This is a genomic window from Thermoanaerobacterium sp. CMT5567-10 (assembly GCF_030534315.2).
In the GTDB taxonomy this organism is placed as follows: Bacteria; Bacillota; Thermoanaerobacteria; order Thermoanaerobacterales; family Thermoanaerobacteraceae; genus Thermoanaerobacterium.
The window spans coordinates 998980-1023574 of sequence record NZ_CP130558.2 but is presented as its reverse complement, the minus strand read 5'-3'; the positions used below and the strand labels follow the sequence as shown (position 1 = coordinate 1023574).

The following is a 24595-nucleotide window of genomic DNA, read 5'->3' as shown; positions in this document are numbered from 1 at the left end:
GGCTCTTTTTTCATGCGATATACAAAACAACTCAATATTGGCGGTGAGGTGATAATGGATGAAATAAAAGATCAAGTAAAAAAAGATTATCTATTGGGAATGAAATATAATAAAATATGTGAAAAATACAATCTTAGCATAAATACGCTGAAATCATGGGTTAAGCGATATAATTGGTCCAAAGAGAAAAAAGAAGGTGCACACAAGGAGAAAAAACGGGGTGCACCCAAAGGCAATAAAAATGCATTAGGTAATGATGGTGGAGCACCATTTGGTAATAAGAACGCCGAAAAACATGGCCTGTTTTCTAAATATTTACCTCAGGATACTTTAGATATTATAGATGAAATACAAAAGAAAGATCCATTAGATTTACTATGGGACCAAATAGTTATTCAATATTCAGCCATTATCAGAGCACAAAAGATTATGTATGTTAAAGATCAGAATGATTTGTCAAAGGTTTTGAAGCGGACCATAGAATCTGAAAATATATCTGAAAAAGAATATGAGCTCCAATTTGCGTGGGATAAACAGGCTAACTTTTTACAAGCGCAATCGCGAGCCATGGCTGAATTGAGAAATTTAATATCAAAATATAGTGAATTATTAAATACTGACTTAGCCACAGAAGAACAGAAATTACGAATACAAAAAATAAAAGTTGATATTGAAAGATTAAAAGAGGATGATCCTAATAAGATAGTTAATATAAATGTTAAACTGGCAGGTGATAATGATGAAAATAAACCTGACAGTTAACAAAAATATTTTTAATGAAGCATATTTACCATATCTCGAAACAGAACAGCGATTTAATATATTTTATGGTGGTGCTGGATCTGGCAAATCTGTATTTGTGGTTCAAAAAATGATATTAAAATATTTAAAGATGCCTAAAAGAAAGTGCCTTGTCATTAGAAAAGTCGCAGCGACATTAAGAGATTCAATATTTGCAGAATTTATAAATCAGCTCGAAAACACATATAAAATACTTGAATATTGTACTGTGACTGAATCACGATTAGCAATAAAACTGCCAAATGGTAGTTTGTTTTTGTTTAAAGGGCTTGATAATCCTGAAAAAATAAAATCAATACAAGGCGTTGATGACATAATAATTGAAGAGGCATCAGAATTGACACTTGATGATTTTTCACAGCTGAATTTGAGATTAAGAAGTAAAGCGCCTAATCAACAAATACATTTGATGTTTAATCCAATTTCAAAAGGTAATTGGACATACCATAGATTTTTTGAAAATGGATTGCCAGATGATACTTTGATAGTCCATACCACGTGGAAAGATAATAGATTTTTGCCTGATGAATATATCAAAGAATTGCTCAAAATGAAAGAAATAAATCCAACTTATTATAAGATATATGCGCTAGGGTTATTTGCGACTCTGGATAAACTTATATACACAAATATAGAGATCAAAGATTTTGATTGGACCAAATTAAAATACATAAAGAAATTCGGGCTTGACTTTGGATACACAAATGATCCAACAGCTTTTAGCTGTAGCCTTATGAATTTACCAGAAAGATTGATATATATTTTTGATGAACATTACCAGACAGGAATGCTCAATAATCATATAGCAAATATGATAAAAGCTAAGGGATTTCAAAATGAGATCATTAGAGCTGACAGCGCTGAACCAAAATCTATAGCTGAAATAAGAAGTTATGGAATACCAAGGATTTTAAGCGCTAAAAAGGGGCCTGATAGTATACTAAATGGTATTCAGAAATTACAACAGTTTAAAATTATTGTACATCCCAATTGCAAAAAACATATCCTAGAATTTGAAAATTATACTTGGAAGAAAGATAAAAACACAAATGAATTTATCAATGAACCTATAGATGAATTTAATCATCTTATGGATGCATTAAGATATGCATATTCAGATGTTACAGAAGTGTTCGACAGAAAGAACTATTCAGGAAAGGGGGCAAGACAATGATAGATTATATGCAATTATTAAAAGTAGATTTACAAGGTTTGTATACAGACCAGCTTGAAAGAATTAACAAAATCATCAGATGGTATGAGATCTATGATGGAAAACAAGAGTGGTCTACAAATGAAGAACTTGATTATAAGCCAACAAAGAAGATATCGAACAAAATAAAGGAACTAATCGACAAAAAAGCCCGGTTTATGTTTGGGAAAGAGCCGTACTTCAATTTGAAGCCGATTATTGCAGATGAAAGAGGAAGCACTATAAATGCTGATAAAGCTCAGGCAAAAGAAGATCTATTATATAAAATATTAGACTCTAACAAATTTCACAGCAAACTATTGAAGGCTCGTAAAGATTGCAGCATAGGAGGTAAAATAGCAATTAAGTTGTGGGCACAAAGAGATATAGGCCTCAAAATTGTTTTCTCGCCAGCACAAGAGTTTATACCATTTTACGATGTTGATGATGTGGACAATTTGTACAAGATTATATTTGTATATATGGTCCAGGATGCATTAGAGCCAGCAGAGCAAATTATTAAAAAACAAACTTGGGAGATGATTAACGGCAAATGCATCTTGAATGAAGGTACTTATAATGGGACAGGTGCATTATTAGAAGCACCATTCCAGAATTATAATACAGGATTGGATTTTATCCCAGCAATTATAATTCAAAATGGTGGTTTAACTGGAGAGACAGAAGGCAGAAGTGATGTTGAGTTATTATGGAGTAATCAAGATATTTATAATAGACTTACAAGTGATGATATAGATGCACTTAAGTTTCAGATGTTTGGCCAAAATGTGTTCGTAGACGCGTCAGAAGACTCACTGAAAAATATAAAGATCGCACCTGGTGCAATGATAGACTTGCAATCAGATATATCAACAGAAGGTAAGCAAGCACAGGCAAATAGATTAGAAAGTAATTTTTCATATAACGATAAATTTCAAGACACAGTCAATAGAATAAAGAATGATATGTATGATGCTTTAAGTGTGCCTAATATTGGACTTGAGCAACTTAAAGGTTTAATGCAGTCTGGTAAAAGTATGAAAGCATTGTATTGGGATCTCATATCTGCATGTGAGGAAGATTGGACAGAATGGGGTCCGGCACTTGAACAGATGGTTGATTATATCTTTAAAATGGTAGATGTATATAATCTCTATAATGCAAGAGATATCGTTAGATTTGATACTACTATGACGATAGAGCATACATATCCAATACCAGAAGATGAAGCAGACCAGCAGAGACTGGATCTTGAAAAAGTGACTGCGCAGGTTATGAGTAGGAAAGCATTCATAAAGAAATGGCAGGATGTTGAGGATGTTGATGCTGAGATGGAACAAATAGCAACAGAACAGCAAATGTTAAAAGATGAATTTATTCAAGCAGCCAGTAACGAATTAAATAGTGGTGACTAGTGGTGACGGTATTCAATGAGTAAATATGAAGAGTTAATCAAGAAGGCCAGAAAAAATTTTTTAAAGCTGACAATAGATCAAAAGCAAGAAATTTTTCATATATATACAGCGGCAATAGATGAATTAAGTTCAGAAGCCAAAAAGTCCAAGGATGGTACGCTAACACAAAGATGGCTTATAGATTATACAAAGGCTCTTAAAAAAGCAAGAGATAATATGCAAAAAGAGTTAAGCAGCAATATAAATGAGTATATCGGAAAAGCCGCAGAAGAGGCAATAGTTCCAGATACAGAGTTATTTAAAGATATTTCAAAATTTGTTGACTTAGGTCCTCATTTTACGGAGATGTTTTCAAGGGTTCCTGAAGATGTTTTGTCGGTGATGATAAAAGGTAGATTATATAAGGACCATAAAAGCCTTAGTAAGCGAATATGGAAACTCACTAATGAGTTTGGCCAAAACATTGATTATGTTATTAAGCGAGCTATGGCAGAAAAGAAAACGGCCTATGAATTGGCAAAAGACCTTGAAGAATTCGTAAAGCCCGAATCAAGGCGGTCATGGAATTGGGGTAAGGTATATCCCAATATGAGAAATGTTCAAATAGATTATAACGCTCAAAGGTTAGCACGGACAGCTATAACACATGGATTTAGAGAAGCGCAATATCAAGCAGCTAAAAAAAATCCATTTGTAAAGGCGATTCATTGGGAATTATCACCGCAACATTACGAGAGACAAGTCAAAAAATGGGGCGAAGATATATGCGACGAATATGCCAGACATGATGAAGGATTAGGAAAAGGCAATTTTAAAATTGATGAAGTACCTATTGGTCATCCGGGATGTTTATGTCCAACATGGCCAGTTATAGTAAAATCCATTGACGATATAGTAGCGGAGCTAAAAGAATGGGTAAGAAATCCAGAAGGGAACAAAAAGCTTAATGATTGGTATGAGAATGTATATAAAAAAGAAATAGCAAGGAGGTGAAATCATGGGGAAATATCGAAAAAAGCCAGTTATTGTTGAAGCTATGCAATTTTTTGATAACGCTGAAACTTTAACTAAATTATCTGACTTCATAGGATACACAATAAAGGTTGATTATAAAGACCAAAAAAATCCGATATTGAAGATACCGACATTAGAAGGAGAACATATAGCGAGGGTAGGCGATTGGATTATAAAAGGCGTAAATGGAGAATTCTATCCATGTAAGCTGGACATCTTTCAGAAAACATATGAACCTGTAAATTAAGTCTTAGAAATAAGGCTTTTTATTTTGCTCTTTTTAGTATTGCAGAGCATAAATAACAAGACCGCAGGCTGGAGCCGACCAGTTTAAAAAGGTTAGTAGGAAAGGAGATATTAAGATGGATCTTAAAGAATTACTCGGAGAAGATTTATACAATCAATTAATGCAGAAATTAGGCGATAAAGCAAAAATTGCCATAGTGAGTGACGGCAATTGGATACCAAAGGAGAAATTTGATGAGGCAAATAATGAGAGGAAACAATACAAACAGCAGGTTGAAGACTTAAATAAGAAATTAGGAGAGCTTCAAAACGTCATAAAGGACAATGAGGAAGCGGCTAAAACTATTGATACACTCAAAAAACAAATAGCAGAAAAAGAAGATGAACTCAACAACACAAGAAAAATGAACGCTATCAAATTGGAGGTTTTAAAGGCTAATCCTAATGATGTGAATGACATAATTCCACATTTAAAACAAGATGCTATCAATATAGCAGATGACGGTACAGTTTTGGGACTTGAAGAACAAATAAAGGCTCTTAAAGAGAGCAAACCATATCTATTTAAAGAAGTTGACCTTAATGGCACAGGCGGCAGTGTAGGTAATGGACCAAAAGATAAAACACCGCCAGCAGTTAATAATTTGGCAGATGCTTTAAAGCAATATTATCAAAAATAATTTAGGAGGTTGATGTATAATGCCTATAACACTTGAGCAGGCCAAAGTAGGAATGGCCAACAAAGTAGACCAACAGGTTATCGATGAGTTTAGAAGAAACTCAATATTGTTAGATCGCTTGACATTTGATGATGCAGTATCACCAGGTACTGGCGGTTCAACACTGACATATGGTTATATAAGATTAAAGACACCGGCAAGAGCAGGATTCAGGGATATTAATACTGAATATACTGCACAGATAGCAGATAGAGAACCACATATTGCAACCCTAAAGATCTTTGGCGGATCTTTTGAGATTGATAGAGTTATAGCCGAGACATCAGGTGCAATTGATGAGGTCAATTTCCAGCTTCAGGAGAAAATAAAAGCCGCGTCAAACTTATTTCATTACACAGTAATTAATGGAGATAGCGCAGTTGATTCTAAAGCCTTTGATGGTTTAAATAAAGCATTAACAGGAAATTCTACAGAAATAGGAACTGACACTTATATAGATTTAAGTACATCAGCACAGCTTGATACGAATTATAAAATCTTTTTAGACGTGCTTGATGACTTCCTCTCAGAACTTGATGGTAGGCCTTCATTTTTAGCGGGCAATTCAAAGCTTATGACTAAAATTAAAGCAGTAGCAAGAAGAGCAGGTTATCTTACTCCAACAGAAGATGCATTCGGCAGAAAAGTTGACACTTACGATGGAATTCCATTGTTGGATCTTGGCTATTATGTTAATGATGCTGGCCAAGCGGTACCAACGGTACCTATCGTGGATACACGTAAACCTGACGGAACAAATGTTATTACTGGATTGACTGATTTATATGCTGTTAGGTTAGGCCTTGATGGCTTTCATGCAGCTACAGTAACTGGTAATAGAGTTATTAGAACTTACTTACCTGATTTTACACAACCTGGCGCAGTTAAAAAAGGCGAGGTTGAAATGATAGCCGCAGTAGTGCTAAAGTCGACACGCGCAGCGGGAGTATTAAGAAATATAAAAGTAAAATAAGGTGATATAAATGCCTAAGATATATGCACCTAATAAAGAATACACTGGCTATTCAGCTGGTGTATTCTTTATAAATGGTATTGGATACACAGATAATAAGTGGCTAATACAATGGTTTAAAGAACAAGGGTATGAGGTAGAGGTGGTTAAAAATGACAGACCTCGAAAGCTTAAAAAATAATCTTCTTGAAGATAAATTTCCGTATTTTTCAGATGAAGATCTTCAAAACCTTTTAACACAATATACAACTGTGCAGGAAGCAAGCTATCAAGGGTGTTTAATTAAGTCACAAGATGATAGCATTTCGCTTGGTGGATTAAAAACATCATCAAATAGTAGCTTTTGGCTGAAACGTGCTAAATTATTTAGAAATAATTTGACAGGCAATTTGAAAAGAGCTGATGAAGTATGACGAATTATGAGTTGAGGATTAAAAAAGCGATAGAACAAAATCCAATAATGATAGTTATTAATAGAACAGAAAAAAAAGATATGGGCGGCTATTTTGATGAAATTAAGAGCCAACATGGACCATATGTGGCATGCATATATCAGCAGTCAACAAGAATTTCGAAAGACGTGGCAACTTTAGCAGGCACAAAGCAGGTTGATAAAACATTTATTTTGATTGCAGATAAATACACAGATATTCGATCGGGCCCGAATGTAAAAGATGAATTTGATGTCGATTTTGGGCACTTTATGATTACAGCAGTATACCCAATAATGATAAAAGATCAATTGATAGGATATCAAGCAGATCTTGAGAAGGTGTCATAAATGAGTATGGCAGATGATATAAGAGATTTGCTGGAAAGAAAAAAGGCTGCAACATACGCATTACTAGAAAATTGGGCAGGCACGCTTGAAGGATACGCAAAGGAAAACGCATCGTGGACGGATAGAACAGGGCATGCAAGACAAGGATTGAATGGTGGCGTTGATGTAGACGGCAATAGATTTATATTGTACTTGTCACACAGTGTTAAGTATGGCCAATATCTGGAAGAAGGAACAGGGGAATATGGCCCTAAAGGAGAACCTATTGTAATTAAGCCTATTAACAAAAAGGCGCTATATTGGGAAGGAGCTCCGCATCCTGTTAAAATTGTCCATAATCCTGGTATGAAGGCAAGAGCAATTATAGGACCGACTTTTGATGCGAATATAAAGCGCATAGGAGATTCATTGGATGAACTTTGGAGTGATAAATGATGAGAGCAGCTATAAGGCAAAAGCTTATAAACGATATACCGGATATTCAAGGCAGGTGCTACGAGCCACAAGCAGCATCAAAAGATACACAAAAACCATATTTAGTATTATTACAAGGTGTAGATGCAGAGGATAGCTTATGGACTGGATTTAGGCGCATAATTGAGGTATGGCCATATGTTGCCAGAACAACGTTCCAGAAGGTAGATGATCTTGCCAATAAGGTTATAGCTTCCTTAGATAAACAACTTATAACCGATACAGTTACAGGCGAGGTCTTTTCATGCCAATATTTAGGGACAGTAGGACAGGATTACGTAGATGAGGATTGGGATGCCATCACGAGAGGATTGCGGTTTGCAGTGTTAGCATTGCAGCCAGTGAGCACGGAGGAAACGGTAGCAGACGATTCTTGGATTGAAGCTTTGGCGACGTGGACGTCTAATATATTATGTCAGGATTGGACAGTATATAAAAATGTTTGGCCATTAGGATATGAAAGGCCTGCTACAATGTGGAGAATTGCGGGGATTGAAACAAATATAATAGGGCAAGGGCTGTATGAGATTAGGAAAAGAATTATAGGACATGTTTTAGGAAGAACAGCTAACGAAGAGATTTTAAGCGTGCAAACTATAATTCAGGAGCTTAGTAATGCGATTAAGATACCGCTTGATGTAAACACAAGAAAATATATGACAGTAAACCAGGCATCAGTAGATTATCGAGCAAATGCAATCACAGCAGGACAAATAACATTAACATTAAGCAGATACACAGATGTTCTAACAGAGGAAGCTATAAAAATTGGAGAAGTATTAATTAATCAAGAGGTGAAGCAATAATGGCACAGGAGAAATATACCGAGCCAGTATATAATATTCAAGACATTTTAGAGAATTCAAAGGCTCTTTTTAAGTGCAATAGGGAAGTTGTGAAGGGAGCAATATATGGCATAGACAAAAAGGAGTTTACAGTAAAAGAAGTTCAAGACTTGATACAAAAATTTTTGAAAAGAGGTGTTAAGTAATGGCTGGAGGCACATGGGATCCATTAGAGAAAAAAGTTTTACCGGGCCTTTATCTTAATTTTCAGGCTGCAGGCTTGGCAACAATACAAGCAGGCGATAGAGGAACGATAATTATGCCGGTAAAAGCTAATTGGGGCCCTGTAAGGAAGTTTGTGACAATAGCAAGTGAGAAGGATATCTATGATACTTATACAAATGACGAGTCACACGGAGAGACAGCTTATACATGTCTGAGATTGGCATTATTAGGCGGTGCTCAAAAAATATTAGCATATCGGTTAGCAGATACAGCAGCAGCGAAAGAAACAATCAAGCTTTTAGATACATCCAATACACAAGTTTTACAACTTACTACAAAATATGAAACTGTAAGGCCATTTAAGGTTACAGTGAGAGATAATCTTATAGACAGCTCAAAATACGATTTAATTTTATATGATGATACGACACTTTTATATACATTCTCATTCAATAAAGACGGTGCGGTAAATAATGCAGTAAACGCTATAAACAATGATAGTAACAATCTGTGGATAACGGCAACAAAAATTGCAGATGGAGACGGAACATTAGCTGCGATTTCATCTCAGACCTTCGAGGGGGGTAATGAAGGATTAGCCAATATAACAGCTCAGGACTATATTAATTTCCTCAATGATGCCGAAACACAGCAATTCAACATACTAACATTAGATGGAATTAGCGATTCAGCTATTCAAACAAGCGTTGCAAGCTGGATTGAGAGAGTAAGGTCAGAGGGCAAAGGTGTTATGGCAGTAATGGGTGGATCCTTATCAGATGATACAGGCGCAGACGCATTTGAAAAGGCGAAAGAGAGAGCTTGGGGATTTAACCATGAAGGCATTATTTCAGTAGGAACAGGTGCTATTTTAGACGACGTCAAATATAGTTCCGCACAGGTAGCAGCATATGTTGCAGGTTTAATAGGCGGACAAAAAATGACGGAATCGACAACATACGCAAAAACGCCATTTGATGACGTGACGAGAAGATGGACTATTGAGGAACAAAAAGAAGCTATACAAAACGGTATATTTCTGTTAATCAATGACGGCAGACAGGTAAAAGTATTAGAAGGTATCAATAGCCTAATCACATTAAGGCAAGGTCAGAGTGACGCTTGGAAGAAGATAAGAGCTATAAGGACTATGGACGCAATAAATGATGATTTATTGCAGACAGCGGAAGATAACTATATAGGGAAGATAAACAATACAGAAGAAGGCAGATTAGCGTTAATAGGTGCAGCAAAGGAATATATGAGGACATTGGCACAAGGCGGGGTTATAGAAGCAACAGGCTGGGACGTTTATCTCGACCCAGACTATTATGGTCAAAATGCTACTCTTACACCAGAGGCGGACCAAGTTTTTATAAAATGGGAAGCCTATATCACAGACGTGATGGAAAAAATATTTGGAACATTTATTGTAAAATAATCGAGGTGATTGAAAATGGCAGGTACAGACGCAAAAAGAATAATAAATGGTACATTTGGCTCAATTTATTTAGATGGCAAATGGTTATCTAATTTTACTCACTGTCAGATAAAAGACGAATACAATTGGGGAGAAGTCAAGCTCCCAGATGACAGAAGAACTAAACACAAATTGTTAGGTGTATCGGGAAGCGGCACGATACAAGGATATAAAGTCACAAGCGAATTACAGAAAGCAGTAGCTGAAAATCCTACGAGGACGTTTGAGATAATTTCAAAATTGGAGGACCCTGAAGCATACGGAAAAGAAAGAATAAGAATACCACAGGTAAAGTTTACATCGAATCCACTTGTCGATTATACAACAGGCGAGATTGTTGAGGAACAGTGGGATTTTGTTTTTGACGGAGACCCAGAGTTTATTGATTCAATAGAAGTATAGGAGGGAATAGATTATGTATGAGAATATGACAGATGACCAAATACTTGAAAGGTTATTGAGTGATACAGAGGAAATACCACAAAAAACGGTATTTATAAAAAGATTAGGTATTCCAATTACATTGAAAGCTTTGACAGAAAAACAGATTGCAAGAATAAGGGAGAAAAATACCTATCCAGTTAAAAATAACGGTATAGAGATGCAGAAATTTGATGATGAAGGCTTTAAATTATCATTAATTGTAGCGTGCACAGTAAAGCCGGATCTTACATCTCAAAAACTATTGAACAAATATAAGGTTAGTACACCTGAAGAATTTGTAGCAAGGAAATTTTTGGCAGGTGAGATTGAACAATTAGTGACAATTATTTACGAATTAAATGGCTACGCAAATGAACTGGAGGAAATTGAAGAGCTAAAAAACTAATAAAAGAACGCCCTAAGCTCGCATTAATTCATCAAATATTTCAGCGTACAGGAAAAACACCAGATGAATTTTATGCAAAGCCTGAGGGCGTTCAAAAATTTATGCTTGCAAGTATGCTATTAGAGCTTGAAGTGGAGGACAAACTAAGGAAGGAGGCACAGAATGGCAGATGATGAATTATATCATAAGCAAATAGTCATCGAAGTAGTTGATAATGATGCAATTGCGAAGGTAAGCTCATTTGAGAAGAAATTCCAATCATCTATGGATAAGGTCAAAATAATGGCCGGTAATACAAAACCCAAAATTGGCATAAATGACAATGCAACGAATAGGATAAATAAAATTTCAGCAGCCATTAAAAAATTAGAAAATATAAAAGCAACACCGATAATAGCTATAAAAGATAAAGCTACAAGTGTATTAAGCAGTATAAACAGTAAAATAAAATCCATAGGGAGAGCTCTTGTCTCGCCACTTGGCCTCCTTGGTGTTGGTGTAAGTGCTGCCACAATATTTCATGGCGCTGTTATGAAACCTCTCGAATTAGCAAGTCAAATGGAACAAATGCAAATATCGTTTCAGACAATGTTAGGATCTGCTCAAAAAGCAAAGAGTTTTATAACTGATATACAGCGATTTGCCAATGTTACACCATTCGAGACATCTGATTTAACTAAGGCAGCTCAAGAGCTATTAGCATTTGGCATTGATGCAAAATCAATAATGCCAACTCTAAGAATGTTAGGTGATGTATCACAAGGAAATAAGGAAAAATTCGATGCCTTGACATTGGCATATGCACAAATTCAAGCAAACGGAAAATTAATGGGACAGGATTTATTGCAACTAGTTAATGCTGGATTCAATCCATTACAAGTTATGGCTCAAAAAACGGGTAAGTCTATGGCCCAACTTAGAGACGAAATGGGAAAGGGACAAATCTCGGCACAAATGGTCACTGAAGCTTTTAAGATGGCGACAAGCCAAGGAGGTAAATTTTATAAAGGTCTTGAAAATCAATCAAAGACATTAGAGGGATTATGGTCAACTATAAAGGATACATTCGATACAAATATTTTGATGAGATGGGGCCAAGGCATAGCAAAAGGTATTGAACCGAGATTATCTAAATTGACTGATTGGTTTAATAAAAATCAATCTACCATCAATAAATGGGGAGACAGATTAGAAGAGATTTCAAGCCAAGCAGCCGATTGGATGATGAAGAAAATGGAAGGCGCTATGCGATATATCGAAGGGAAATATATCAATAATCCAGAATTTCAAAAATTAAATTTTCAAGGTAAAATAAATTTTGTGATAGGAGATTTAAGTGCAAAGCTTGGTAGATGGTTTGATAACAAAGGTGTACCTTTGATAGCTCAATATGGCGCTAAAATAGGTTCAGCCATGGTGCAGACTATGGCTAAAAGTGCAATAGATACGATAATGAACAGTAAATTATTAGCACTTTTGCTTGGAACTTATATCGGGCTTAAAACAGGTAACCCTTACATTGGGCTGGTAGTTGGTATATCTTTAGCAGCGGTTCCTCCTATTTTAAATTGGTTATACAAGATGGGCAATAAAATAAGTGTGCATATATCTGGAACTAGCACAGCACCTGCATATCAAGCAAAGAAGCAGCAAAGTGCAATACAAAATGCAAAAAAATATGTTGAAAAGAATGGCCCAATTGGCACTTCAATTTCAAGGCCATCAACTGCGAAACCTTTCGGAAGCCTTTTAGGGCACGCAACAGGCGGGATATTCACAAAACCACATATAGCAATGATAGCCGAAGCAGGACCAGAATCCATAATACCACATAAACGGGATAGTAACTCTGTCCGTTTATGGCAAGAAACAGGAAAACGACTTGGACTGATGCCAGCCGTGAATACAGGAAGCGCAACAATAAATCTAAATTTTGATATGAATGGTTTGATAGGGCAAATTGTAATGAATAATAAAAATGAAATAAATTCATCAATAGATGATGTAGCACAAGTTATCGCATCTAAAATTAAAAATATTTTGCAAAACCTTCCATAAGTTTTATAATATTTTATAATAAATATAGATTATTTTATGGGAGGTTTTATAATGAAAAAAACAATTAGTTTATTTTTACTTTGGTGTACTTTGATTCTGGTTTTTTTACTAATTGCAGGATGTGGAGCTCCATCAGGAGATCCAAAAGAAGTGCTAAGCCAATATTATGAAGATATACAAAATAATAATATTGAAGATGCATATCACCTGTTGACCGAACAAAACAAAAAGAACATAAATAAAGAAGATTTTAAGTTGTTTCAGCAATTAAACAACGAGATTATGAAATTAAAGAGTTTTAAGATAGAAAAAGTTGCAGATTTTAAAAATAAAAAAATGGGGGATTTGCAATATAAATATGTTATAGAATTTAATGTAACTGAAATAGATACACTTTATTACGATAATAAAGATGAAACGAACAATTATAGAGAATATATAGTAGATGATAATGGTACATGGAAAATATATAAAGATATAGATATTAAAAAAGCAATAGCTTCAGATTATGTACGAATTGGTTCGATGTATGTAGATGGAAAAGGAGAGGACAGAGATTTTAACCAAGCATTAATTGATTTTAAGAATGCATTAAAATATGATAAAAATAATACAGATGTTTATTACGGTATGGGATTATCATACTATTATTTAGAAAGGTATAATGAGGCAATAGAACAATTAAATTTAGCTCTAAGTAAAATAAATGATAAAAAGTCTAGATCTGATATATATAATGTTCTAGGGCTATCTTATGAAGGTATAGAAAAATATTCAGATGCTTTAGATGCCTTTAATAAAGCTATTGAATCAAATTCTGAAAATGAATATGCAAAAAGTAATTTAACAGCACTTAAAAATTTTTTGGGTAGTGATTAATGTAGTTTACAATTAACAATAGCAGGTGATAAACCATGGACATATATTTAATAGATCCTAATGGACCAACGTTAAGGCTTCCAGTATTGCCGGAAGAAATACAAATTAAGCGTGAAAAGCAATATGAAACAGTTGAAATAATGAATATTGGAGAGGTTGATTTTCCACAAGGAGAGAGGGTAAAAGAGATTACCTTCTCTTCTTTTTTTCCGAAACAATATGACCCTGCATATTGCAAATATCCAGATATACCAGACCCTCAGGAAGCCATGAATCAATTAACAGCTTGGACCGATAGTAAAACACCTATACGATTGATTATAACCGAAACCATACACAATATTTTAGTGTGGATAGCGGCACATGATACGACTTATAAGGGTGGTGAGCCGGGAGATATATATTTTGACTTGACATGTAGGACATATACGGAAACTAAGGTCAGGACATCATCTAATACTGCTTCAAGCAGTCAGACAATAAACAGGCCAGACACAAAGCCTGTACCTAAAACATATATGGTTAAATCAGGCGATAATCTTTGGGATATAGCAAAGCTATTGCTTGGTGATGGTTCAAAGTGGAAAAATATATATAACTTAAATAAGTCTATAATAGGACCAGATCCGAATCTTATTAAACCAGGGCAAAGATTGGTGATGCCATCATGAACAGCTATGAAGTGGTACTGAAAAACAAGTATTATTTAAGGGAATTAATTGAAAGTATTACGCTTGAAGATTCTATTGATGAAATAGCATATAGAGCAACAGTGCAGCTAAAAGTCACAGATGAACTTGCACAAGTAGGAATTGCTCCGGGAGATGCAATCAGAGTATCAGGTATCCCATATGGCGGTAATAGTATGGTATATCTTCTACATCCAGGCGTTGTATGGGAGTGCGACAGTAAAGCAAGCAGCGGAACAAAGCATATTGAAGTGACTATTTACGACAAAACAATATATCTTGATAAGAGCGAGGATGAGTATTTGTTTGCATCGGGTACAACAGCGTCGCAGAGGATAAAGCAATACTGTAACGATTGGGGAATAACAATATCGAATATTCCAGATACAGGTATACAGTTGGCTAAGGCTGTGTATAGATCGCAATCAATATACAGCATGATTCAATCCGATACAAAAGAGACAGCTCAAAAAGGTGGAAAGCTCTATAAGCCAAGAATGACGCCGAATGGCTTTGAGCTGTATGAGATAGGTAGCAATGCAAACCCATATACTTTGGAATTAGCTGAGAATATCGAACAAAACAGGACGCTTGAAGGTGTAATAACACGGGTCAAAGTGCTTGGAAATGCAGAAGAAGATCAAAGAAGTCCAGTTTTAGCAGTCGTAAAAGGTGAAACAGACAAATATGGTACATTGCAAAAAGTCTTGCAAGACGAAAAAATAACGAATGCTTCGCAGGCGAACACAGCAGGACAAAAATTACTTTCAGGCGTACAAGAAAAGTTTTCCGTAACAGGGCCAGATGTAAACACAATAAGAGCAGGTGATAAAGTGATTTTGAATGATATGGAATTGATTGTTGTATCGGTCCAACATGAATTAGGTAATCCCGGTCATATGAATTTAGATCTTGCATCTATGGATTACGTGAGGAGGAATTATTATGCCGAATCCGTATAAAGAAATAGCTTCGATGTTTAAAAATCAAATAACAAAAAATATTGATAAAAAAATAAGTGGTATCCCGTGTGAACTGGGTACAATAACTGAAAATGGAAATTTAAAATTGGATAATTTCAAATTTGAAATATCTGATTATTTGGTGTCTTTCTGGTACGAGAAACTGGCTTTGAAACCAGGCGAAAGGGTATTAGTTGTACCTGTGAATAGCGGTCAAGATTATGTGGTGATTGCAAAAATTTCTGGGCAAAGGGTATCTACAGATTCAGGACTTATATGTGTTCTTTCTCAGATGTGGCATGAAGAAGAACAAAAAAGAATAGACGGAGTGGCAACGTTAAGTAGTGAAAACAAAAGCAAGTATAATGCAGCTGTGTTACTTATAAATGAATTGAAATCTAAAGTAAAAGAACTTGCGCAATTAACAAATGAAATCAAACAAAAATACAATGATGCGGTTATATTGATAAATAAGGTTAAAGAATTGCACCCAAACGAAACGGGAGATATTGCACCGGCTCAGCAAGTAATGTCTAACGATGTGTCTCAACCTGCAAATGCTGATGCTTCCACAGTAACAGCTTCAGATACACTAGTGGGAGGATGGTAATATGCCTAATTTATTTCCATTAGATGATAATGATACAAATGAGAATATAGAGCAAACAGAGCAAATAACAAAGTACGGTAAATCGGTCAAATTTGATTTCGAGAAAGGCGAATTTATAATTGATCCGACTGGTCGTTTAAGCGAGGTAGAAGGTGCTGAGGCTTGGCTTGAATGGTGTAAAAAAGCCTTGAATACAGAGAGATATAGATATGTTATATACAGTCACAACTTTGGAGAGGAATTTGATACATTAATAGAGCAACATTTAAACAAACAAGCTAATGAAAGCGAGATAAGGCGAATGGCGACAGAATGTCTTATGGCCAATCCTTTTACGAAGTCGGTAGATAATTTTACTTTTACATGGGAAAATGATACCTGTTATTTTACATGTGAAATAACAAATTCCACTGATGAAACGGTTACTTTAAGAGGAAGCGTGGTGATAAGAAATGGCTGATATGCCAGAGTATTTGAACGATCAGACGGAAGAAGAAATAAGGCAGAGAATGTTAAATTCTATCCCAGATAATATGGATAAGTCAGAAGGCAGTTATATTTGGGACGCAATAGAACCGGCAGCGATAGAATTAGCAAAAGCTGCAATATGGGCGCAAGAAGTATTAAGACGAGGTTTTGCAGAAACGACATTTGGAGAATATTTAGACATGCGTGGCAATGAACATGGAATATTCAGACGAGAAGCAACACGGGCAACGGGCAAAGTGAAATTCACAGGAGCAAAAGGAACCATAATACCGGAGGGAACAATCGTTACAACTGCGGCAACCGAAAATGTTAATTCAGTGTTTTTCGAAACGGTTAATGATGTGGTAATTGATGATACTCAAACTGCGACAGCAGATATTATTGCAGTTGAAGCAGGCTCAAATGGTAATGTTATGGCCAACACTATAAACATTATATCAAGCAATATTCAAGGCGTATATTCGGTCACTAATGAATCTCCAACAAGTGGAGGATATGATATTGAAGATGATGCATCATTCTTGGCAAGATATTTACAAAAGGTTAGAAATCCAGCATCAAGCGGGAATAAAGCTGATTATGTCAATTGGACCATGGAAGTCCCAGGTGTAGGTGGTGTATCTGTTGTACCATGTAAAGATGGTCCAGGAACAGTGGCTATTGCGATAATTGATACAAACAAAGTGCCAGCTTCACAAAGCCTTGTAGATGCGGTACAAGATTATATTGCTCCTCCATGGATCAATACGGTTGAAGCTGAAAATATGACTTTTGAAGGTGATGGTGTAAGTATTGACGGAAACAGCATAAAAATGTCATACGGTACATCAGAGGGATTATTAAGACATGAAAATTTACATGAGATCTTACAACAACCGGGGATATGGCAATTAAGGCTGAATATCAAAGTAGATGACATAACAAGGACAAACGATTTATTGCAAGTAGGGATATATGATTTGTCGGCTGATTCATGGGCTAAGGACAAAGTAACAAATGGAGAAGATGCAGTAGCAACATTTAAAGCATCAGATTTAACAAGCGAATTTAGCGAAAAAATCATTGAGTTTTATTGGGACGGATTTGATAATCTTGAATTGAGAGTAACGAGACTTACAAGCGATAATGCAACGTCTGTATGGATAGATAAGGCGACATATAGAAGCACATTCTCTAAAGATACTGGAGAAGGAAAGGCCCCGGTAGGAGCAAGGGTAACAGTGCAATCGGCAATAGTAGTTCTAATAAACATAAGTGTAAAATTGGTAATAGCAGAAGGATATAACCCTGACAGCGTTAAATCTGCGGTTATTGATAATATAAAAACATATATAAAAAATTTAGCTTTTACAAGTGACAATGATGTGCGTTATGTTAGAATTGGTCAGGCAATTCTCGACACAACAGGTATAGAGGATTATCAGAATCTCACAGTTAATGGTGGCAATATAAATATTGTAATAGATGAGCAAGAGGTTGCAATTTTAGGTGAGGTGAACTTCTTGTGATAAGCCAGAGAATGATGAATTATCTGCCGAGATATTACCTAACTTCAAAGGTTATAAACTCTATTATAGAGGCTGAGGGTGCTGAATTTGATAAACTCAAAGCAGCACTTGACGATATTTTAAATCAGTTTTTTGTGGATACGGCCACGTGGGGACTTGAAAAGTGGGAAGATGAGCTTGGAATAAAAACTCAACCTGACCAATCATATAACGATAGGAGAGCTAAGATAATATCAAAAATAAGGGGATCTGGAATATGTACAATAGGACTTGTTAAAAATGTTGCTGAAAGTTATGACTACGGCAAAGTTAACGTTATAGAGGATATTCCGAACTATACAGTAATAATAAGCTTTGTTGATGCAACAGGTATTCCTCCTGTATTGAACGATATTCAAAACGCCATAAGAGAAATTCTTCCTGCTCATCTTGATATTCAATATAAGTTCAATTACTTTGTTTGGGACGAATTAGATAAAAAACAATGGACTTGGGATCAGCTTGATGCACTGAATTTGACTTTTGATAAATTGGAGGTGTATAAATAATGCCTGAATTGACCACAAAACTTGGAATAAAAAAACCGCTTGGAAATGAAACAGTATCAAGAGCAGCTTTCAATGAGAATTGGGATATTATAGATGCAAATGCACAAAAGAATATAATCCAAAGCAATACAGCTCCCGCATCCCCGGTTTTAGGTGATTTGTGGATTGATACCAGCACGACACCTAACAGCCTAAAAAAATATAATGGAACAGATTGGGATATTGTTGGGGCAGTTACGCCTGAGCAGATTGGAGCAGTAAAAAATAACGGTAATGTTCCTTCCATTCAATCTGGCTTAGATGCCGAAAAGCCGACAGCAGGAGCCACAGGACAAATATATATTGCAACAGATACGCAGCTAATATATAGGGATACCGGCACAGCATGGCAGAAAGTGGGCGCTGTAAAATGGGGAGATATAGACGGAAAACCTTCCAACTTCACGCCTTCAGCGCATAAATCCACTCATGCAACTGGCGGTGCTGATGCACTTACTCCTGCGGATATTGGGGCAGTTAGTAAAGCAGGGGATACAATTAAGCCAAGCACGGATTCTACCACAGCATTTCAAGTACAAAAATCAGATGGAAGTATTGTATTAGATGTCGATACCACTAATAAAAGAGTAGGTATACAGACTAACTCGCCAGACCAACCATTAACTGTAGCTGGTAATATTAAAACGACAAACCAATTTATTTCAACGGTTGCGACTGGTACAGCACCACTACAAGTATCTTCTACAACATTAGTTCCTAACTTAAATGTCGATATGGTCGATGGGTATCATGCGAATCAATTAGGAGCAGGCTTAGGATGGGTAAAGCCAGGCGATACAGTGCTGTATAGCGATACAACGACACGTAACATTGGGTCCAATTTAAACTTGGCAATATATCTAAAACGTCCAGGGAAATATAGGATAAAATTTACCGCTAAATTATTTATGTCGGGTGATTCAGGAATATTGTATCTTCAGAGCGATAACACTATGAGTAATGAAGGGCACACAATGTCGTCATCGGTACAAGTTACTACCACCACACCAACAAATTTTACATTAGATATGACTGTTCCGTGTCCTGCGAGTGGTATTATTTACTTACATAACGCAGGTGCCACTGTAACTATTACGAGCATTTCAATATGCTATGCAGATGCAACTCCTTCAGATGTACCAGATGTGCAAATTTTCTAAAGCTGTTATTTTTATGCTTTTTGAAAGGAGAGGATACAATGCCGGGAGCAGAACTGGCACAATACGGCCTTGCAACATTTGCAGTTGCAGGGCTTTTGTATATCGTTAATCTTTTTTTGACAAAGAAAAAAGACAATGATGAGCTTATGGCAGTAATAGAAAACAATACAAAAGCAATTGACAATCTATCAAATGTGATGCAATCACTTCAAATGTCACTTGTAAGGCAGGAAGCTAAAATCGACGAGTTACTTGAGAGGGCGAGAAGGTGATAATGTGTGAAAAAATTCTTTAACAATCCGTGGGAGTTTAGCTTTAAAGATGTGATTGCAATAGTATTCACCGCCACTTTTTTGTTTGTTACCTATAAGGCTTTGACTTCTAAGGATGCACTTGAAGTAATGAAAACACTTATAGCACCAATAATGACAGTGCTTGGCGGATATTTTGGACAGGAAGTTGCCACAGCATATTTTCAATCCAAGTATCCAAATACGTACAACGGATATTACACAGGATATACAAACTATACACAACCAACTTATACACAAACAACACAGGAAGAAACTACACAGCAAAATTCTACTAACACACCATCAATTTGAGAGGAGGTGAAAAAACATGATTAAAAAAGCATCAAAGAATATGAAAGGCTTTGATACTTGTACTCCACTTTCATTAGAAAAAGCGAAAGAATTTAAAAATGCAGGATATGATTTTTGTATAAGATATGTCTCTCTTAGCAATAACAGGACAGGAGATATAACTACCAAAGAAGCTAATAATATCATAAATGCTGGGCTTGCTTTGGGAATAGTGCAGCATGTTAGATATCCCGGTTGGAAGCCTTCAGCTAGTTTGGGACAAAGCGACGCACAGATGGCTTTAAACCATTTAGCACAAGTAGGTATACCAAAAGGTATTACTGTTTATGTTGATTTAGAGGGAGTAGCAAGTGGCACATCAGCATCTGATATTATTGCGTATGCGAATACTTGGCATGATGTAATAGAACAAGCGGGATATATTCCTGGAATTTACGTTGGTGCAAATTCTTATCTGACTGGTAGCCAATTGTATAATTCTCTAAAATTCCAACATTATTGGAAATCTTTATCTATTGTACCTAATGTCGTAGTGCGTGGCTATGAAATGGTGCAGTTAAGACAAATTAACCAATTAGGAGTACTTATAGATGAAGATGTGGTATATGGGGACAATCTAGGTAATACACCTATATTTATATTTCCTAATATGCAGGAGGAGGTGATACCTGTGGTAGGACCGTTTCAGGACGTCCCAGAAAATCACTGGGCAGCTCAAGTAATACTAGATATGTATAATAGAGGTCTTTTATCTAAAAGCACAGCATTTAGACCAGACCAGCCTATTACACGAGCAGAAGCAGTAGCTCTCATTGATAGGGTATTAAAATATTTAGGTAAATAATCGAAAGGAGATTGATATGATGAAAGATTTAATAATGACAATTTTAACAGCAGGAGTACAGCTTGTAATTTTAGTAGGTTTAGGTTATGCTATTGATTTCCTAAAAACAAAAACATCTACAGAAAATTTACAGAAATACTACAATCTTATAAAAACTTTTGTACAAGCAGCAGAACAACAATTAGGCGCTGGAACAGGTCCGCAAAAGAAAGCAGCGGTCGTTGCCATGGTACAAAAAGTTATAGGCAACAAATTGACGTCTGATGAGATAGATAAATTAATAGAATCGGCTGTATTTGAGATAAATACGGTATTGAAAAATGAAAAGATAGTTAAGGCAGACACACAAACAACTACCCAGCAATAATTCAAGGCCCTTCGGGGCCTGTTTTTTTATGTTTTTAAGGTTATCTGATTCATAATATAAATTCTATAACAGTAAATTTTTATATTTTTTATAAGAAATTATAAGGTAAAAAAGAGCTTCAATCCACGTTAATAATGTTAACGCAAGTTTTAAATTATGAATTACAATATATGCAATTAAGAACTTTAAATTTACAAATATAGAGTATATAATAAATAATGAAAGGAAGTGAGAATATATGGATGAACAAACAATTAATATATATTGTGATGAAAGTTGTCATTTAGAACATGATGGTAACGATATAATGGTATTAGGAGCTATAACATCTCCTGAATGTGAGAAAGAAAATATCTTTAAAATTATACGCGAAATTAAAATGAAACATGGTTTAAATTCATGGATTGAAGTAAAATGGACAAAAATATCAGATAGCAAAGTAGATCTTTATATAGAATTAATAGATTATTTCTTTAATAACCCTAATTTGTCGTTTAGAAGTATTATTGCTACTAATAAATCAAAATTGGACCATATACGATATAATAAGGGTAGTTATGATTTATGGTATTATAAAATGTACTTTTACTTGCTAGATCCTTTAATTGATCCATCTAATAAGTATAGAATATTTATTGATATTAAAGATACTAAAGGTGGACCAAGAATAAAAAAGTTACATGAAGTATTATGTAATAATATATATGATTTTAATCAAGATGTTATAAAAGATATCAAACAAATTAGTTCTAAAGAGTCGGAAATTTTGCAACTTGCAGATATATTAATAGGTGCTCTTTCTTATTATCAAAGAAATTTATACGAAACAAGTAAAAATAAGGGTAAGAAGTCAGTTATTGAAAGGATAATAACTTATAATATTAATATGTCTCAAACTACTAGCAGGAGTGAAAAAAAATTTAATATCTTCATTTGGGAACCAAGGGGGATAACAAATTGGAGATGAGTAAACTTTCACAGCCAGTTAATTTTAAAGATTTGGACTTAGAAGATATGATTGATTATAGCTTTATAAACTTTAATGATATCTTTATTAATAAAAAGAATAGACCATTATATAAAGGAAGATTTATTTTTTTTGATGTTAATTGTAAGTTTAAAAATTTTACGCTTAGTAAACCAGAAAGATTTTTGCACATTATATCAATTGAAAATAGAAATGAATATAAAATATATCCTTGTAATAATGATATGTCTTATGCAATGTGTCCAAGCAAATGTAGTATTAATAAAGCTTTACTGGAGTTTAAAATAATAAATAGAGTTGAATGTATTTATAGGCTATCAAGAATACATTGGATTCCTGAGATAATTATGTTAGCCAATGATAATGATGCTAATATTATGCAATGGTTACAATCAACAAGAAATGAAAAAGGAAATATTATATATAAACAATTTATAAGATATGAATGCGGCATCGATGATTATATTATTATATTGGAAGATGATAAGAAAAAAGGTATTTATAGATTTATTACAGCTTTCCCCATATTTCTAAAAAGGCATAAAACTCAGTATGCAAAAGCATACATGAAATATAAAAAAACATAGAAGAATTAAAAGGCCGGTTATCGCAATGCGAAATCCGGCAGTCTCTTTCTACCTATTGGTAGATGAGCGTTATATTTAACTCTTGACTCAAGTATAACTTAAATAACTTAATAAGTCAAGAATAATTTTACCTAGGTAATATTATTATATGCCTTAAAATTATTTCTGATACATTAATCCATTATTCATTAATATATTTCGATAAAAATTTTAAAAATCCTTCAAGAAATAAATATTATTTATGGTAAAAATTACTTTCAAAAGTTTAATAGATTTTTTATTTTTCTATGTGCAAAATTAAAACCGTTTCTGAATTTGTTGATAGCTTTTTGAGACTGTTGGCACATATTTAAAAAATAAAAATTTAAATAGGCTATAAAGCCTTTCAAAATTTTTATTTTTAGTGTGGGAAAAATGTGGGAATAAAAGAAAAATGAAAATCATATATTGCTTAAAACTCAGTATTTTCAAGCATTCTAGTGCGCCTGACAGGAATCGAACCTGCGACCTCCCGGTTCGGAGCCGAACGCTCTATCCACTGAGCTACAGGCGCATAAAGCTTCATAATACATTATATCCACATTAGAAGATATAAGTCAACTGTAAATTTTATTTAGATGCATTAGTTTGATATTTCCATGCTGTAGTGTTATAATTAAGAAAAAATCAAATAATAATAAGCATGAAGGAGGAGAGACAATGCAAAATGTCGAACTTGAAGCAGTATTGAGAGTACCGGGTAAGAATGCGGCCCGCAAATTAAAGGAAAAAGGCTACATTCCCGCCATATTATACGGAAAAGGCATGGAGAGCATTCCACTGGCTGTTGAGACCGGTAAGCTTCGCACAATAGTACAAAAACACGGCAGGAATGTCCTCCTCAATTTAGTAGTAAATGGTGCTACACATCAAGCAATATTAAAAGATGAACAGAGAGATGAGTTGACAGGAAAGCTGATACATATTGACTTTCAGCGTGTTTCTATGAATGAGAAAATTGAGGCAGCAGTACCATTAAAAATAGAAGGTATTGGTATCATTGAGAGCAAAGGCCTACTTGTTCAGCACCAAAAATGGGAGCTCAATGTAGAGTCACTACCTACATCTCTTCCAGATGAAATTGTGGTAGATGTATCGAATCTGAAAATTGGCGATACATTGTTTGTAAAAGATGTAAATGTTCCTGAAGGAGTTGAAAAGGTAGACGATCCTGATGAGGTTATTTTGACAATAGTTGCTCCGAAGAATGCGGACGTGCCTGAAACAGATGAGGGTGCTGAAACTTCATCAGAAAATGGCTAAGGTTTGAAAATAAGATAAGTTTAGTA

At 35.0% G+C, this 24595-nt stretch carries 32 protein-coding genes and 1 tRNA gene; 32 read left to right on the top strand and 1 reads right to left on the bottom strand.

Translation table 11 applies throughout. The features are described 5' to 3' along the window. Positions 1 to 54 precede the first annotated feature (54 nt). From terS to Q2T46_RS05100, 31 genes are all read left to right on the top strand, one after another. Complete coding sequence (gene terS / locus Q2T46_RS05250) at positions 55 to 762, top strand: phage terminase small subunit (protein ID WP_303263964.1); 708 nt, start codon at positions 55 to 57, stop codon at positions 760 to 762. Continuing rightward, positions 737 to 1975, top strand: a complete 1239-nt coding sequence (locus tag Q2T46_RS05245; protein WP_303263965.1) for a PBSX family phage terminase large subunit — start codon at positions 737 to 739, stop codon at positions 1973 to 1975. Before terS ends, Q2T46_RS05245 begins: the two co-directional genes overlap by 26 nt. Further along, positions 1972 to 3408, top strand: coding sequence for a phage portal protein (locus Q2T46_RS05240; protein ID WP_303263966.1), 1437 nt, complete (start codon positions 1972 to 1974; stop codon positions 3406 to 3408). Before Q2T46_RS05245 ends, Q2T46_RS05240 begins: the two co-directional genes overlap by 4 nt. 15 nt (positions 3409 to 3423) lie before the next feature. Next, positions 3424 to 4401, top strand: a complete 978-nt coding sequence (locus Q2T46_RS05235; protein WP_303263967.1) for a hypothetical protein — start codon at positions 3424 to 3426, stop codon at positions 4399 to 4401. 4 nt (positions 4402 to 4405) lie between these two features. Beyond that, positions 4406 to 4669: a hypothetical protein gene (locus tag Q2T46_RS05230; protein ID WP_303263968.1), complete on the top strand. Its 264-nt coding sequence runs from the start codon at positions 4406 to 4408 to the stop codon at positions 4667 to 4669. A gap of 115 nt (positions 4670 to 4784) precedes the next feature. Beyond that, positions 4785 to 5348 carry a phage scaffolding protein gene (locus Q2T46_RS05225; protein WP_303263969.1) on the top strand — a complete coding sequence of 188 codons (564 nt, stop codon included), beginning with the start codon at positions 4785 to 4787 and terminating at the stop codon, positions 5346 to 5348. A gap of 19 nt (positions 5349 to 5367) precedes the next feature. After that, complete coding sequence (locus tag Q2T46_RS05220) at positions 5368 to 6360, top strand: major capsid protein (protein WP_303263970.1); 993 nt, start codon at positions 5368 to 5370, stop codon at positions 6358 to 6360. Positions 6361 to 6370: 10 nt separating this feature from the next. Beyond that, positions 6371 to 6541: a hypothetical protein gene (locus Q2T46_RS05215; RefSeq protein WP_303263971.1), complete on the top strand. Its 171-nt coding sequence runs from the start codon at positions 6371 to 6373 to the stop codon at positions 6539 to 6541. Next, on the top strand, positions 6513 to 6773 hold the full coding sequence (locus Q2T46_RS05210; protein ID WP_303263972.1) for a hypothetical protein: 261 nt from the start codon (positions 6513 to 6515) through the stop codon (positions 6771 to 6773). The genes Q2T46_RS05215 and Q2T46_RS05210 overlap by 29 nt, the downstream gene beginning before the upstream one ends. Continuing rightward, on the top strand, positions 6770 to 7141 hold the full coding sequence (locus Q2T46_RS05205; RefSeq protein ID WP_303263973.1) for a hypothetical protein: 372 nt from the start codon (positions 6770 to 6772) through the stop codon (positions 7139 to 7141). Before Q2T46_RS05210 ends, Q2T46_RS05205 begins: the two co-directional genes overlap by 4 nt. Further along, complete coding sequence (locus tag Q2T46_RS05200) at positions 7142 to 7576, top strand: hypothetical protein (RefSeq protein WP_303263974.1); 435 nt, start codon at positions 7142 to 7144, stop codon at positions 7574 to 7576. Beyond that, positions 7573 to 8421, top strand: coding sequence for a hypothetical protein (locus Q2T46_RS05195; RefSeq protein WP_303263975.1), 849 nt, complete (start codon positions 7573 to 7575; stop codon positions 8419 to 8421). The genes Q2T46_RS05200 and Q2T46_RS05195 overlap by 4 nt, the downstream gene beginning before the upstream one ends. Next, positions 8421 to 8606 carry a hypothetical protein gene (locus Q2T46_RS05190; protein ID WP_303263976.1) on the top strand — a complete coding sequence of 62 codons (186 nt, stop codon included), beginning with the start codon at positions 8421 to 8423 and terminating at the stop codon, positions 8604 to 8606. Before Q2T46_RS05195 ends, Q2T46_RS05190 begins: the two co-directional genes overlap by 1 nt. Next, positions 8606 to 10066: a phage tail sheath family protein gene (locus Q2T46_RS05185; protein WP_303263977.1), complete on the top strand. Its 1461-nt coding sequence runs from the start codon at positions 8606 to 8608 to the stop codon at positions 10064 to 10066. Before Q2T46_RS05190 ends, Q2T46_RS05185 begins: the two co-directional genes overlap by 1 nt. A gap of 15 nt (positions 10067 to 10081) precedes the next feature. Further along, complete coding sequence (locus Q2T46_RS05180; RefSeq protein WP_303263978.1) at positions 10082 to 10507, top strand: phage tail tube protein; 426 nt, start codon at positions 10082 to 10084, stop codon at positions 10505 to 10507. 13 nt (positions 10508 to 10520) lie between these two features. Further along, positions 10521 to 10934 (top strand): phage tail assembly chaperone, encoded by a 414-nt coding sequence (locus Q2T46_RS05175; RefSeq protein ID WP_303263979.1) that lies wholly within the window; start codon positions 10521 to 10523, stop codon positions 10932 to 10934. Between the two features lie 162 nt (positions 10935 to 11096). Then, the gene (locus Q2T46_RS05170) at positions 11097 to 12992 is read left to right on the top strand and encodes a tape measure protein (RefSeq protein WP_303263980.1); all 1896 of its coding nucleotides are present in this window, start codon (positions 11097 to 11099) and stop codon (positions 12990 to 12992) included. Positions 12993 to 13043: 51 nt separating this feature from the next. Then, positions 13044 to 13871: a tetratricopeptide repeat protein gene (locus Q2T46_RS05165; RefSeq protein WP_303263981.1), complete on the top strand. Its 828-nt coding sequence runs from the start codon at positions 13044 to 13046 to the stop codon at positions 13869 to 13871. A gap of 35 nt (positions 13872 to 13906) precedes the next feature. Next, positions 13907 to 14542 carry a LysM peptidoglycan-binding domain-containing protein gene (locus tag Q2T46_RS05160; protein WP_303263982.1) on the top strand — a complete coding sequence of 212 codons (636 nt, stop codon included), beginning with the start codon at positions 13907 to 13909 and terminating at the stop codon, positions 14540 to 14542. Then, the gene (locus Q2T46_RS05155) at positions 14539 to 15522 is read left to right on the top strand and encodes a hypothetical protein (protein WP_303263983.1); all 984 of its coding nucleotides are present in this window, start codon (positions 14539 to 14541) and stop codon (positions 15520 to 15522) included. The genes Q2T46_RS05160 and Q2T46_RS05155 overlap by 4 nt, the downstream gene beginning before the upstream one ends. Continuing rightward, positions 15506 to 16132, top strand: a complete 627-nt coding sequence (locus Q2T46_RS05150; RefSeq protein ID WP_303263984.1) for a hypothetical protein — start codon at positions 15506 to 15508, stop codon at positions 16130 to 16132. Before Q2T46_RS05155 ends, Q2T46_RS05150 begins: the two co-directional genes overlap by 17 nt. A 1-nt stretch (position 16133) precedes the next feature. Continuing rightward, on the top strand, positions 16134 to 16592 hold the full coding sequence (locus Q2T46_RS05145; protein ID WP_303263985.1) for a DUF2634 domain-containing protein: 459 nt from the start codon (positions 16134 to 16136) through the stop codon (positions 16590 to 16592). Further along, positions 16585 to 18129 carry a baseplate J/gp47 family protein gene (locus tag Q2T46_RS05140; RefSeq protein WP_303263986.1) on the top strand — a complete coding sequence of 515 codons (1545 nt, stop codon included), beginning with the start codon at positions 16585 to 16587 and terminating at the stop codon, positions 18127 to 18129. Before Q2T46_RS05145 ends, Q2T46_RS05140 begins: the two co-directional genes overlap by 8 nt. Beyond that, the gene (locus Q2T46_RS05135) at positions 18126 to 18677 is read left to right on the top strand and encodes a YmfQ family protein (protein WP_303263987.1); all 552 of its coding nucleotides are present in this window, start codon (positions 18126 to 18128) and stop codon (positions 18675 to 18677) included. Before Q2T46_RS05140 ends, Q2T46_RS05135 begins: the two co-directional genes overlap by 4 nt. Beyond that, positions 18677 to 19876: a hypothetical protein gene (locus Q2T46_RS05130; RefSeq protein ID WP_303263988.1), complete on the top strand. Its 1200-nt coding sequence runs from the start codon at positions 18677 to 18679 to the stop codon at positions 19874 to 19876. Before Q2T46_RS05135 ends, Q2T46_RS05130 begins: the two co-directional genes overlap by 1 nt. A gap of 38 nt (positions 19877 to 19914) precedes the next feature. Then, positions 19915 to 20148, top strand: coding sequence for a hypothetical protein (locus Q2T46_RS05125; protein ID WP_303263989.1), 234 nt, complete (start codon positions 19915 to 19917; stop codon positions 20146 to 20148). 6 nt (positions 20149 to 20154) lie between these two features. Beyond that, entirely contained in the window at positions 20155 to 20481 is a 327-nt protein-coding gene (locus tag Q2T46_RS05120; RefSeq protein ID WP_303263990.1) for a hypothetical protein, read from the top strand. Between the two features lie 16 nt (positions 20482 to 20497). Next, positions 20498 to 21325, top strand: coding sequence for a glycoside hydrolase domain-containing protein (locus Q2T46_RS05115; RefSeq protein ID WP_303263991.1), 828 nt, complete (start codon positions 20498 to 20500; stop codon positions 21323 to 21325). 19 nt (positions 21326 to 21344) lie between these two features. Further along, a complete protein-coding gene (locus Q2T46_RS05110) occupies positions 21345 to 21692 on the top strand; it encodes a phage holin (protein ID WP_303265808.1) in 348 nt (115 codons plus the stop codon). Positions 21693 to 21930: 238 nt separating this feature from the next. Beyond that, positions 21931 to 22659, top strand: a complete 729-nt coding sequence (locus Q2T46_RS05105; protein ID WP_303263992.1) for a DUF3800 domain-containing protein — start codon at positions 21931 to 21933, stop codon at positions 22657 to 22659. Continuing rightward, positions 22650 to 23267 carry a hypothetical protein gene (locus Q2T46_RS05100; protein ID WP_303263993.1) on the top strand — a complete coding sequence of 206 codons (618 nt, stop codon included), beginning with the start codon at positions 22650 to 22652 and terminating at the stop codon, positions 23265 to 23267. Before Q2T46_RS05105 ends, Q2T46_RS05100 begins: the two co-directional genes overlap by 10 nt. A gap of 480 nt (positions 23268 to 23747) precedes the next feature. Here the strand turns inward: Q2T46_RS05100 and Q2T46_RS05095 are convergent. Further along, positions 23748 to 23820, bottom strand: a tRNA-Arg gene (locus tag Q2T46_RS05095). Between the two features lie 146 nt (positions 23821 to 23966). On the opposite strand from Q2T46_RS05095, the gene Q2T46_RS05090 reads away from it, so the two are divergent. Continuing rightward, positions 23967 to 24569 carry a 50S ribosomal protein L25/general stress protein Ctc gene (locus Q2T46_RS05090; protein ID WP_303263994.1) on the top strand — a complete coding sequence of 201 codons (603 nt, stop codon included), beginning with the start codon at positions 23967 to 23969 and terminating at the stop codon, positions 24567 to 24569. Positions 24570 to 24595: the final 26 nt, after the last annotated feature.